General features: G+C 46.1%; 13 protein-coding genes. 7 read left to right on the plus strand and 6 right to left on the minus strand.

All coding sequences use genetic code 11. The features are described from left to right. Positions 1-229 precede the first annotated feature (229 nt). Positions 230-859: a streptogramin A O-acetyltransferase Vat(I) gene (gene vat(I) / locus ACETK5_RS10675; RefSeq protein WP_394055517.1), complete on the plus strand. Its 630-nt coding sequence runs from the start codon at positions 230-232 to the stop codon at positions 857-859. A 265-nt stretch (positions 860-1,124) separates the two neighbouring features. On the opposite strand, the gene ACETK5_RS10680 is transcribed toward vat(I), so the two are convergent. Next, the gene (locus tag ACETK5_RS10680) at positions 1,125-1,310 is read right to left on the minus strand and encodes a LapA family protein (RefSeq protein WP_100537420.1); all 186 of its coding nucleotides are present in this window, start codon (positions 1,308-1,310) and stop codon (positions 1,125-1,127) included. A gap of 334 nt (positions 1,311-1,644) precedes the next feature. Between ACETK5_RS10680 and ACETK5_RS10685 the strand changes: the two genes are divergently transcribed. Continuing rightward, positions 1,645-2,421, plus strand: coding sequence for an NAD-dependent epimerase/dehydratase family protein (locus tag ACETK5_RS10685; RefSeq protein ID WP_100537419.1), 777 nt, complete (start codon positions 1,645-1,647; stop codon positions 2,419-2,421). A 111-nt stretch (positions 2,422-2,532) separates the two neighbouring features. On the opposite strand, the gene ACETK5_RS10690 is transcribed toward ACETK5_RS10685, so the two are convergent. After that, positions 2,533-3,081, minus strand: coding sequence for a TetR/AcrR family transcriptional regulator (locus ACETK5_RS10690; RefSeq protein ID WP_100537418.1), 549 nt, complete (start codon positions 3,079-3,081; stop codon positions 2,533-2,535). Between the two features lie 210 nt (positions 3,082-3,291). Here ACETK5_RS10690 and ACETK5_RS10695 point away from each other — a divergent pair, with 210 nt between their 5' ends. After that, positions 3,292-4,341 (plus strand): NAD(P)-dependent alcohol dehydrogenase, encoded by a 1,050-nt coding sequence (locus ACETK5_RS10695; protein ID WP_394055520.1) that lies wholly within the window; start codon positions 3,292-3,294, stop codon positions 4,339-4,341. Positions 4,342-4,499: 158 nt separating this feature from the next. Beyond that, entirely contained in the window at positions 4,500-5,729 is a 1,230-nt protein-coding gene (locus tag ACETK5_RS10700; RefSeq protein WP_394055522.1) for a multidrug effflux MFS transporter, read from the plus strand. A 67-nt stretch (positions 5,730-5,796) separates the two neighbouring features. Here the strand turns inward: ACETK5_RS10700 and ACETK5_RS10705 are convergent, their stop codons facing one another. The 3 genes from ACETK5_RS10705 to ACETK5_RS10715 form a co-directional block, all read right to left on the minus strand. Continuing rightward, on the minus strand, positions 5,797-7,275 hold the full coding sequence (locus tag ACETK5_RS10705) for a serine hydrolase domain-containing protein (protein ID WP_100537416.1): 1,479 nt from the start codon (positions 7,273-7,275) through the stop codon (positions 5,797-5,799). 61 nt (positions 7,276-7,336) lie between these two features. After that, positions 7,337-8,419, minus strand: a complete 1,083-nt coding sequence (locus ACETK5_RS10710; protein ID WP_326120528.1) for a HAMP domain-containing sensor histidine kinase — start codon at positions 8,417-8,419, stop codon at positions 7,337-7,339. Beyond that, positions 8,404-9,078 carry a response regulator transcription factor gene (locus tag ACETK5_RS10715; protein ID WP_394055525.1) on the minus strand — a complete coding sequence of 225 codons (675 nt, stop codon included), beginning with the start codon at positions 9,076-9,078 and terminating at the stop codon, positions 8,404-8,406. The genes ACETK5_RS10710 and ACETK5_RS10715 overlap by 16 nt, the downstream gene beginning before the upstream one ends. Before the next feature lie 238 nt (positions 9,079-9,316). Between ACETK5_RS10715 and ACETK5_RS10720 the strand changes: the two genes are divergently transcribed. Next, positions 9,317-9,625 (plus strand): hypothetical protein, encoded by a 309-nt coding sequence (locus tag ACETK5_RS10720; RefSeq protein ID WP_326113467.1) that lies wholly within the window; start codon positions 9,317-9,319, stop codon positions 9,623-9,625. Positions 9,626-9,713: 88 nt separating this feature from the next. Beyond that, the gene (locus ACETK5_RS10725) at positions 9,714-10,214 is read left to right on the plus strand and encodes a DinB family protein (protein ID WP_100537412.1); all 501 of its coding nucleotides are present in this window, start codon (positions 9,714-9,716) and stop codon (positions 10,212-10,214) included. A 289-nt stretch (positions 10,215-10,503) separates the two neighbouring features. Here the strand turns inward: ACETK5_RS10725 and ACETK5_RS10730 are convergent, their stop codons facing one another. Beyond that, on the minus strand, positions 10,504-11,523 hold the full coding sequence (locus ACETK5_RS10730; RefSeq protein ID WP_100537411.1) for an alpha/beta fold hydrolase: 1,020 nt from the start codon (positions 11,521-11,523) through the stop codon (positions 10,504-10,506). A gap of 143 nt (positions 11,524-11,666) precedes the next feature. On the opposite strand from ACETK5_RS10730, the gene ACETK5_RS10735 reads away from it, so the two are divergent. Next, a complete protein-coding gene (locus ACETK5_RS10735) occupies positions 11,667-12,575 on the plus strand; it encodes a LysR family transcriptional regulator (protein ID WP_394055528.1) in 909 nt (302 codons plus the stop codon). Positions 12,576-12,627: the final 52 nt, after the last annotated feature.

Consider the following 12,627-nt stretch of genomic DNA (forward strand, 5'->3'; position numbering starts at 1 on the left):
ATCCACCAAAGAAAATCTATTTTCCAGGTTTTCGGGATAGGATTAGTCGGGCTTTTATATATTAACATAATGTGCGACTGCTTTTTTGTATAGCAGCACGTCTTTGTGTTTGTATGTGTGCCTCCTTTCCGTTGACCGGAAAGGAGGCTTTTTTTTGTGTGGCCGATAATGGTTTGAAAGATGGTAGCGTTCCAGTCGGATAAATTGCGATGAGAGGGATGATGTAGAAATGACAGGACCGAATCCAGATGAGAGATATCCTCTACCCGGGGATAACAATCTCCAATTTATTAAGAACACGATTACAAAACCTAATATTATCGCAGGTGATTATTCATACTACTATGCACTAAACGGAGAATCATTTGAGGATCAAGTATTGTACCATTATGAATTCATTGGAACAAAATTAATAATCGGCAAGTTTTGTTCAATTGCTTCCGAAACCAGATTTATGATGGATGGAGGGAACCATCGGATGGACGGTTCAACCTTTCCTTTTAATATCTTTGGAAACGGTTGGGAGAAATTCACTCCATCTATAGAAAATTTGCCGATCAAGGGAGATACGATCATTGGAAATGACGTATGGATCGGAAGGCGTGCAACGATCATGCCGGGTGTACAGATTGGCGACGGGGCTATCATTGGCTCAGAAGCTGTCGTTGCAAAGGATGTGGAGCCCTATACGATCGTTGGAGGAAATCCTGCAAGGGAAATCCGCAAGCGGTTTTCAACTGAAATCATACAAGAGTTATTGGAAATCAAATGGTGGGATTACGATATCGAAGTCATCAATCAATATATTGGCGCGATTGGAAGCGGCAATATGGATTTGCTTAGAAAGATGAGACGGTAGAAGGCGAATTCTTCACCGTACGAGCAAGGATTTGATTTCAAGGCTCACGGGCAAACAAGTGCTGGACCCTTTATACCCATGGTCTAAGGATAAGAGCATCAAGTAAAATGACCGGTCGAACGCCGGTCATTTTTTTCGTTTAGGATGAGAGTTTTTTGTATTGTTACGTGTTGTTTAAGAAACAGAAAGTTCCGTACAAAATGGGACGGTTCCATAGATGGAGGTTGGAGGGAGGGGGCTTAGTTCTGTTCCTACAAGCCATACTTCATTCTTTTGAAATTTTTTTTGAAAGGAGATCTATTTTTTTGTGCAATTGTTGCAGTTCCTTATTGTAGTGTCTGTAAGTTAATAAACCGAGAATTGATTTGATACCAAAAAAGATGATGGCTGCAATTACAATTAGCAAATAATTGTGAGCCATTTGTCCGAGCCAGCTGTTGATTTTAACCATGCTAACCCTCCTTCATGAAGAGTATTTCCTTTTCAGTTATGAACTTATGCCACGGCATATGTCGGACGTCGTGAATGATCTTCTACATAAAATCGGATATTTTAACCATAATAATACAACCCATATTATTCCAAACGTAAACAAGGGTGGCTATGGAAAGCTTAATTTCCGTTTTAATGAACTTATGGTCCCGAGTTTGCACTCGTGTTAGAATACTCATTCTTTAAATGGTACTAAGTCAGACGAACATTATCGTATATATCCTTCTCCCAACGGGTAATTACTAACAGCACAGCAATCGCGTGACGACGAAGCGAGAAAGGAGTTTAAACGAATGAAACGCAAACTGTTAATAACCGGAGCGGCGGGCACCATAGGGAATGTAATCTACAAGGGGCTGCAAAAAGACAATCGGTATGACATTGTCGGAGCGGATATACAGGCGGATGATAGGCAAGGCATTGTACAAATGGACATCGTGGACGAGGCCCGGTTGGCCGAGCTCACGAAAGGTATTGACACGGTGCTTCATTTTGCCTGGATAAAGGACAACGGGGATTTTCTCGGTAAGGTGCTGGAGGGAAACGTGAGCGGTGCATACAAGTTATTTGAGACATCGGTGCAAAATGGCGTTCGCCGCATTATTTTTGCCAGTTCCAATCATGCAACCGGTTTCTACAAGACTTCCGAGAAGGTGGAGCCTGACGATCCGTACCGTCCGGATAGCTTTTACGGGCTCAGCAAATGCTATATCGAACTGCTGGGCCGACTTTATTCAGATCAGGGCAAGATCTCTTCGTTCAATATTCGTATTGGCAACTTTCCTGGGGACGATCGTCCTCATTCAGAGCGTGCGGGGCATATCTGGATATCCGAGCGTGATATGCTCCAACTGATCGTTTGTTGCATTGAGGCTGATGACGAACTTAAGTATTTAAATCTGTACGGCACCTCCGCCAATAGCGATAACTACTACAACATCGATTATCTGGAGCAATTGATCGGATACCAACCTCAGGATGACGCAACCAAGCTGCTTGAGCTAGCCAAGGCAGCGGGACGCAAGGTGCATCAGGATGAGACGGTCTATCAGGGGGGACAGCAGCAATAGCAACTTCGAAGATTCACCGGTAACCTGGAGTCCAAGCATCGATAAAGATCGGTGTTGTCTGCAGGCTTGGCGACTGAAAGCCGCATGTATTGCGGCTTTTTTCATTTTGAGTTAAAGGCTTCTTTCTAACAAGGTCCCGACTTGTTTGGCCATGACTTGCGGCGAGTAGGGCATTCCATTTCGGATCCACCATTCAATGATCCCTACATAAGCAGTCCCTGCATATTGGAGCATCACATCTTCATTTAATTCCGCATTTTTTCCGCTTTCTTTGTCAATCTCACCTCTGAATCCTTCCATGAAAGAAGTAAGCAGCCGCGTTCTGAAAGAGGAAGGGGCGCCTTTGGACGCTAACATGGTTGAAAATAGCACATAGTTCTTTTCAAAATATTCGAAATACGGAACAAGAGCATCCGCCCATTCCATCTCACATGCCCATGTATCCATCTCTTTTAATTCATGAATGTGTGCCTCCATGATTTGATTCAATAAATCATACTTGTCCTGATAATGAAGATAAATCGTACCGCGGTTTAAATTTGCCTGGTCTGCAATGTCTTGAATGGTAATGTCATCGAAGTTTTTTTCTGTCATCAATTCAATAACGGCATTTTTTAAGGCTTCCTGCGTTTTTAGAATTCTCCGATCTACTTTGGCCATTTCTTCTTTTCCTCCTAACATCCCCAACATAATGAACACTTTTGATGATCTTGTTGATATATCAACAAATTCCGTTTTTTTAACCATTGAACTTATACTTTATTTTTCTATAATAATAGACACAAGTTGATTAAACAACTCAATTTGTTTATTCACTCTCTGTGGATCACGACGATTCCCAAATAAAATGATATTACCTGGAGGTTATACATGATGAATGCTAATGCACGTGCTGTGTTCGGTCCGGAAGGTTCGTTCAAACGAACTACAATTGAGCGTAGGGATCTTAAGCCGCATGATGTCCTCATTGAGATCAAGTACGCCGGTATTTGCCATTCTGACATCCATACCGCTCGCGGGGACTGGGGGCCGGTCCAATATCCACTCGTTCCAGGACATGAAATCGCCGGCATAGTCGCCCGGGTTGGTTCGGAAGTCGCAAAGTATACGGTTGGTGACCGAGTAGGGGTTGGCTGCATGGTTGATTCCTGCGGTGAGTGCGAGAGCTGCCGAAGAGGAGAGGAGCAATATTGTCTTAATGGACATACGGGTACCTATGCAGCAATCGATAGATATGGAGAATATACACAGGGTGGTTATTCCACCCACATCGTCGTAACGGAAGATTTCGTGGTTCGAATTCCGGACGGCATAAATCTTGATGCCGCCGCACCGCTTTTGTGTGCTGGGATCACGACGTACTCGCCGCTGCGCCATTGGGGTGCTGCACCCGGCAAAAGAATCGCGGTTGTTGGACTTGGCGGCCTTGGACACATGGCTGTGAAGCTTGCTCATGCCATGGGAGCAGAAGTAACGGTTATTTCTCAAACCTTGAAGAAAAAAGAAGACGGTTTGAAGTTAGGCGCCGACCATTATTATGCCACCAACGATCCGGAGACATTTAAGAAGCTAGCCGGTACGTTTGATCTCATCGTGAATACGGTGAGCGCCAAGATTGATTTGAATGCCTACCTGTCACTGCTGGCGGTGGACGGTACCTTGGTGAACGTCGGTGCACCGCCGGAGGCATTGCCTGTTCAAGTGTTCTCGCTTATCCCGCATCGTCGATCGTTTGCTGGATCGGCAATCGGCGGTATTCGAGAAACACAGGAAATGCTGGATTTCTGCGCTGAACACCACATTACGCCTGAGATCGAGGTTATCTCCGCTAATCAGATTGATGAGGCTTGGGAACGTGTACTTGCTTCGGACGTCCGGTATCGATTTGTCATTGATATCAGCACAATGGAGAATGAATAAGAATTCATTGCATCCCAAAATAATGAAGGGCACACCGAGTGGTGTGCCCTTTAGTTAAGATGAGGAAAGTCGGTCGAGCGTACGACTAAATGCGATAACACCTAAAGCAAATGCGTTATTTTAAAGAAAACATTCAATCAGTCATAGGAGATAGAGGAATGAAATATAAGACCAAAAAGAATACTCTTGGATTTGCCCTGATCTTGGCAGCATTTTCGGCATTAGGGCCATTTACGGTTGATATGTATCTTGCATCACTTCCACAAATCGCTGTTTTTTTTGGAACAAGCGCAGCGGCGGTTCAAGCGAGTTTAACCACCAGCCTGTTAGGTTTAGGATTAGGACAGTTGGTCATGGGGCCGCTAAGCGATATGTATGGAAGACGTCCGCCTTTGCTGACCTCCATGATATTGTACATCCTTTCCTCGATTGGATGCGCTTTTGCACCAAGCATAGAGTGGTTCATATGTTTAAGATTTATTCAAGGGGTTGCAGCGTCGGCCGGACTCGTGATTTCGCGAGCTATTGTTCGAGATCGGTATAGCGGTGTCGAAATGACGAAGTTTATCGCGCTCTTAACGATGATCAGCAATGTAGCTCCGTTAATTTCGCCAACGCTCGGGAGTGCGGTTATGTCTTACAGCTCATGGGGAAGTGTATTTCTATTTTTAGGGGCGCTCGGCATCGCACTGACCGCGATAACCGTAGGAGGATTAAAGGAAAGCTTACCTGTACTGCAGCGGGTACCAAGCAATCCCCGGTCGTTGATCAAAAATTATAACAGCTTGTTCCGAGAGCGGTCGTTTATGGGATATGCTCTGGTCAATGGCATCTTGTTCGCAGGTGTCTTCGCCTATGTTGCGGGCACCCCGTTTATTTATCAAAACATGTACGGCGTGTCGCCGCAATCGTTCTCGATCCTCTTTGCGTTGAATGGACTTGCTATTATTGCGGGATCTCAATTCGTCAAGCTTCTCGCAGGCCGGTTAACTGAAAGCCGGCTATTTAGGATCGGGTTAATTATAGCGTTTCTATCTTCCGCTGCAATCTTGTTCGTCGTATTGGTACATGGAGCACTGTCTGCCATGTTTATTTCGATCTTCTTATTCGCTTTTTCCATTGGGATCATAGAGCCTATCTCCTTTACGTTAGCCATGGAGTCGCAGGGGCATATTGCAGGCAGCGCTTCCGCCGTGCTCGGCTCCTTACAATTCGCGTTAGGTGCCGTGACGTCTCCGCTTGTGGGAATTGCGGGAGAAAACTCTGCGATTCCTTTTGGAATGGTCATCTTTTCTACCAGTTTATTATCGATTGCTGCCTATCTCTTCCTGATTCAAGGGAGACAAAGATTATCCGGCGGTATAACTAGCTCTGAATCTCATAGGTGAACGATTTAAAAAGGCAGTTATAAAGCTGCCTTTTTCTTCAATCGGTATGATGGTGAACGTTGTGGCATTATGGTTTGTTAGCCTTCAATTGGCCATTCCTTGTGTATTGAGTATAGTTGTTATAGTAGCAAGCCACATGCACGAAATTGACAAGCGACCATACAACAAGCCATATAATAGGTGACGACAGGGTAGTCCAAAGACCGGACCAAGGCAGCACGCGCCCTCCGCCGATAAACGTCAGCAATGGGGGGAGAGACAAGAGGATGAGGACCGGAATCAGCCTAACGACCATTGTCAGAATGAACATACCGGCAGTAAGGCGTTTCTTCCTCCGACGGATACGAACATAAGCATAGGCACCCCAGACAAGCGTTGCGAGAATCAGCGTCATCATGATCATTGCCATGTTTCGGTCGTTAAGAAAAGAGATTTCGGGCTGATCTCCCCTCATAATAGCCGCGATCCCATCGATGACTTCCGAGTAATTCACAAATGCGTTCAATCCCGAATTAAACATCACCGTAATCCCCATCTGCTCGTCCAAATAAACCGTTTCTTCCGACTTATACGTCCAGAAAATGCCGCTGTGAGAGATTGTACGGCCGCGTGATTCGTCTTGGTCTGCGAGCCATCCCATGCCGTACGGCGAAGTCTCTCCGGCTGAATGAAATTGATTCCTCAGCGCCGGGGAAAGAAGGTGGCCGCTATATTGGGCAATCATCCATTTGGACATGTCTTCCGCGGTTGAAACGATGCCTGCAGGACCGTCAATAAACCACAGCGGCTCTGAGCGACTCACGGAGCGGCCTAGAATCGAGTAATGACCTGGTGGGATAGCTTCATTCCCATTGATTTGATGCGTCGTGCTGACACTGTAGGTATGGTTCATACCCAGGGGGTTGAAAATATGACGATTCAAGTAATCCGAAAAACGCTCTCCACTGATGCTTTCCACGAGGTTCGCCAACAGCACGTAATTAGGATTATGGTAACTGTAAGTTGTTCCAGGTTTATGGGCGAGCTCAACCTCGTTTAATAACCGGTTTGCTTCAGGCAGTGATTGGAATTGCGGAGTCCTTGTCATATCTGGATTTGTTCTATCAGTCAGACCGCTGGTCTGATTCAATAAATGCCGAACCGTAATGTCATGCACTCGGGGATCCCGTGGTGAAAGTTCGGGGAAATAAGAAACGTAAGCCTCATCCAGATCAATCCGGCCGCTATCCACCAACTGCAGTACGGCTAATGCGGTAAAGGACTTGCTGAGCGAAGCAATGGGAAAAGGGGTTTCGCCCGTTATGCTTTTGCTATCTGCAAATGTACCATAGCCTTTAGTGTAGAAAGCCTCTTCGTTTAGGGAAATCGCCAAGGACGCACCTTCGATATGGTTTGCCTTCATGCTCTGACTCATGTATTCGTCGATCTCCCGCCAAATTTTCGTGCGGTCTCGGACTTCCAAGGCGGATACGGACTTTGCCATCGCGGTCCATAGCAGCAGCAAGCAGGTAAATACGATTAACATTCTTTGTTTAGTGTTCGGCATCATAGCACTCCTTCAATCAAGTTAAGGAAATGCTATCGGATAATATTCAACTATTTATCAACTACAATCCAAAACTTGCCGTCACACATCCTCCGCCATGAGGTCCATTTTCGACCTGCAAGCTCCCATCATGTATTTCGCTAAGCACCTTGCAAACATATAGTCCTAGCCCACGATGTTCGGTTGCATCCCACATGTCCCCGCGGTAAAAAGGGAGCGCAGCCTTATCCAGGGCTTCCTCCGAGAAACCGGGTCCGTCGTCCGTGACGGTAATATGCATAGAGTCACCCCGAATGACATAGCGAGCGTTCACCTGATGGGTTGCGTATCGGGCCGCATTGGCCACCAGGTTCTCGAATACCTGCATGACGACATGGGCATCCAGGTTGATTTCAGCATTAGCGTTTTCAATGGAAAAGACGAAGCTTTTGCCGGATTGTCTAACCATTTGTTCGGCACTATTGTTCAACATAGCCGTGAAAGGGAGGATGTCCATCCGATCGCGATGCACCGGGACATCCTCCAGCTTTTGAATCGAGTTCATGGCCTCCGCATAGTTCTCCAGGCGAACGATGTGAAGGTTCATGGTATGGATCAGGTCCAGCACCTTTGCTTCTGACAATTTCTTCTCGGGAAAATAGGTCTCGAGAAACTCGGCGTATCCTTTCAGCACAGACAGCGGCGTCCTCAGATCATGGGCAAAAATAGCATTGAGCTGCTTGCGCTCCTCAACCGAACGCCAGAGCGCTTTTAAATTTTTTTCCAATTGTGATCGCATGTTTTCAAATACGGCGATCAGCTCGCCCATCTCGTCCCGGCTGTCATAGGAGATGCTGAAGCTTAAATCGTTGGCCGAAATCTTCTCGGATGCTTGCTTCAGTATCTCCAGCGGTCGTTTAAGTTTCCATCTGTACAATAGAACGGCCATACTGACAATTCCGGCGGCCACGGTCAGCAGCACCGCCGCGACGAGGGAGGGCAGAATCCAATCGGTCTCTCCAAAACGCTCCCGCAGGTTCTCCGCCCAGGCGAACTCCACGGTGATGATGGCCAGCACGGCCAAGAGCGTGAGAATGCATAACAGGATGGAGGATTGCAGCAAGTTAAGTCTTTTTAGCAGCAGCCTATTCACGAGTTTGGCCATTTGTACCCAACTCCCCAAACCGTCTCGATTCGATCGTCGCAGCCGTATTCCTTGAATTTGGAGCGAATTCGCCGAATATGCTCTGCGATGACGCTGCTATCGCCTTCTTCGTCCAATCCCCAAATTTTTTCGTACATGCGCTCCCTCTCGAACACCATGCCGGAATTCATGGACAGCAGCTCGATAATGTCGAACTCTTTTTTGGCCAGAGGAATTCGTTTATCCTGGAAATAGAGCTCCCGGGCCGTATAGTTAATGACTAAATCGTGATTAAACCTCACCGAGGCTTTGGTTAGGATTCGCTGTTCCCTGCGCAAATGCGCTTCGACCCTGGCGCCGAGCTCACGAATACTGAAAGGTTTTAGGATATAGTCATCGCCTCCTGCCCGAAAGCCGGCAATTTTATCGGCATCTTCGATTCGAGCGGTCAAAAATAAGATGGGGCACGAGACAAAACCTCTGATCTTTTCGCATATTTCAAGGCCGTTCTCCTCAGGCATGTTGATATCGAGCAAAACGAGATCAGGTCCTAGCTCCACTTTTCGCAGAGCTTCCCGGCTGTCCTTGGCCGTCATGACGAAATATCCGTTGATTTCAAAGTAATCGGTCAGCAGCTTTCGAAGATCCGCTTCATCGTCCACGATTAGTATCTTATACATTCATGCTTCATCTCCAGTTTTCATGTGTTTGATTTCAGCATATCAAAGATGATCCGGCATACCAATCGGATTTTCATTGAACGCATGGAAAGTCAGTGGCAGTGTAGACGAGGTTAACCAATCGTGGTATGAATAGTATTGGACTGAGTCGGTGGGGCTTCGATACCTCTACCGTAGAGAAGAGCTAAACGATAAAAGTAATCGAAGATACAAGTTATTTTATTTCTGGAGGATATTTATGAATCAACGTTTTCGGATCACGAGATCCATGCAACCAAACTCTAACAATCAGGAGATTTCATTGGAAGAATGCCAATCATATTTTTCATCCAAAGCTGATTTTACTTATCAGACGGTGCTGACTGTGAAAGGGGAGGAGAGCACCATGTCTATAGAAGGGGATTTCTTTGTATGGAAACATGGAGAAGCCTTGATTCCATTCAGACTCTATATGGGGGAGTTGTATGTAGCCGTTTCCCATCAAGAGCTCGTGCCCCTCATGATTGAAATTGCAACTGATTTACGGGCAGATATCGTGGAAGGGTAAATGATAAGAAATCGTACTACTTGCATTGTGTTAGGATAAGCCAAAGAGGGAAGTAATCATTTAATCTAAAATTAGAGGGGTGATTTGAATGCTTGAAATCTTGCAGCAACAATACGATTGGATCAAATCCGCTAGGGAAACCTTGTTTACGTTTTTGGAAGAGATGCCCTCTAATGTATTACATCAAACAATTCCCGAGTTTGGGCACGGGACGATCCTACGGACCCAATTTCATGTTGCAGATTCTTATCGGTTCTGGCTGGGATCCTTCGCATTTAAGAAGATCAGTGAACACAAGGAAACTACTGTACACGAGATTGAAGGTGCAGATGTGAAGGATGTCCGTAACAGATTTACGGAAGTAGACGAAATCGTGGAACGATTTTTGAAAGCGTATTACGATCGCTGTTTTGAACCTATTGAGCAAGGTGATGAATGGCAGGGTTACCCAAGGAGACCTACTCCTCTGCTGCTGTTAACCCATGCTGTGACACACGAATTTCATCACAAAGGTCAAATCGTATCGATGGCAAAACATCTAGGCAATCCCCCTCCTGCCGATGATCGCTTAGGCGGACTCTTTGTCTGATACATAAAAAACGAGATGAGGTGTAGAAATGACTTCTTTAGGGTCCTGCAGCGTAACTGTCATTACTTTGTTTGTCGAGGATTTGCATGCTTCGAAGTCGTTTTATGAAGAGGCGGGCGGACATATTTGGGAGATAGCGCAACAATTGATGTAAATGCGAGTGGGTGGAGCGGATCATAGGGCTTCAAGACGTTAAAGAGGAAGTTGTTATGTTGCGAACGCCAGACGGTGACAACTCAAATCTAGGCGGCGCAGCATTTAGCTGCACCGCCTTTTCTGTGAATATGATTTATCCGTTAGCACTAAGACCCAACAAGCGCTTTAGGTTGTCATCAATAAATTTATTATCGGCACTGTTGATTCCGCGGCCGGAAAAATGGCCCCAGATCGACTCGATAGGATTAAACTCAGCATTCGGCATAAGCTTAGCCTCGTATTCGTTATCATCCGCAGTGCAAAAGAGATCCGTGCTCCCCGGCATGATGCAGGCAAGAGCCTTAATGCTCTTAAGCGCCTTATCGAAATCTCCGTTATAAGAGGGGTTTGCACTAATATCTGCATGTTGGCCTGTCCATAACATGGTCAGGACATTATGCGGATCCATCTTCATAAAGCTGTCTTCCCAAACACCAGCCACAAAATCCTCCAGGGAGTCAAATCCCAGCTCACGATAACGTTCCTCTCTATAAAACGCATGTGATAATCCCCATCCCGCATAGACCCGGCCAACGGCGCGCATGTCTGAAGAAGTCAGCTGGTTTAGTTTACTTGAATCGAAGCCTACCGCAGCCAGCAGCGAAGCTTTCATACTGTCCAGAACCACAAATGTATGGGGCCAAGGCTTGGCAATGCCCCCAAAAGGAGCAATTCGTTCCACCATATCGGGGTAACTTGCCCCCCATTGGAATGCCTGGATGCCTCCCATGGACCATCCAACGACGAGAGCGATCTTTTGAATACCGAATTTTTCGGTCACCAGCCGATGCTGGAAATTAACGTTGTCATAGATGGTTACCTGTGGAAAGTTAGCTCTGTCAAAAGGAGGCGGCGTATTCGTGGGGGACGAAGATAATCCGTTGCCCAGCAGATTAGGAACGATAATGAAATATTTGTCCGGATCCAGTGCCATGCCGTTTCCAATCAACCATTCATTCTGAACATGCTGGTCGCCAAAAGCCGTTGGATAGACGATGACATTATCTTTTTGTTCATTCAATCTTCCATAAGTCTTATAAGCAAGAAAAGCGCTCGGTAACGTCACTCCTGATTGCAAGGTTACGTCACCCAAATCAAAAATCTCATAATCCATCGTATTGTTAACTCCCTTCAAAATGAAACCATATATTTAGAATGTATTTCTTGTTGTTAGTATAGTTCCGTGATACTCTCAATAAAAGTGAATGGTTTTCAAAGCTATATTCAATAATTTTGAAAGTAAAGGGAGATGGAATGATGGAATTGCGCCAACTGAACACGTTCCGCACGGTTGCATCAACTTTAAATTTCAGTCGGGCTGCGGAAGTGCTGAATTATGTCCCCTCCAACGTCACAATGCAAATGAAAGCGTTGGAGGATGAGCTTGGTGTTCGTCTCTTTGACCGCTTGGGCAAACAGCTCGTTCTTACAACTGCAGGTAAACGCTTTTTGACTCATATCGAAGGCGTGTTAAACCAATTGGACGAAGCTCGCAGCGTCGTTCATGACAACGAAAGCTTAAGCGGCACTCTAACGATCAGTGCCAACGAGGTTCTTTGCGCCTATCGGCTTCCCGCTGTCTTTCGCCTGTTTCGTTCGCGCTATCCTGGAGTGCGTCTGATCTTCCGCTCCGTTCCCAATCAGGAGCTCAAGCAAACGCTTTTTGAGGGAACCTCGGATGTCGTCTTCATGCTGGACGAACCCATTCGCGCAAGCACGCTTGCAGTGGAGCCGTTGCTGGAAGAAACGTTCCGCCTTTTCGCCGCTCCAGACCACCCGCTCTCTAAACGAACTGTGCTGCAGTTGGATGATTTTCACGGAGAAGTGTTCCTGACGAATGAAAAGGGTTGTCCCTATCGAACGATGTTTGACCGCTCATTTGAGAAAGAGGGCATTGATAGTATTACGTATTTAGAGTTTCAGAGTGCCGAAGCCATTAAACAATGTGCAATCACGGGAATCGGTATTGCCTTTCTTCCTGAAATCGTCGCGGGAGCCGAAGTTGAACGGGGCGAGCTTGTTGCTCTTCCATGGCAAATTCCGGACTTGCACGTGTATACACAGATGTTATGGCATAAAGACAAGTGGCTTTCACCCATCATATTATCTTTCATAGAAGCAGCAAGGGAGGTTATCGCTAAAGAGGAGGAGTATAAAACCGTTTAGCTTAATCTAGCTGTTGCGAGACGAGGTACCATTCGAAGTCGCTAAACTAGCA

The sequence above is a fragment of the Paenibacillus ilasis genome (genome assembly GCF_043195395.1).
GTDB classification, from domain to species: domain Bacteria; phylum Bacillota; class Bacilli; order Paenibacillales; family Paenibacillaceae; genus Paenibacillus_AQ; species Paenibacillus_AQ lautus.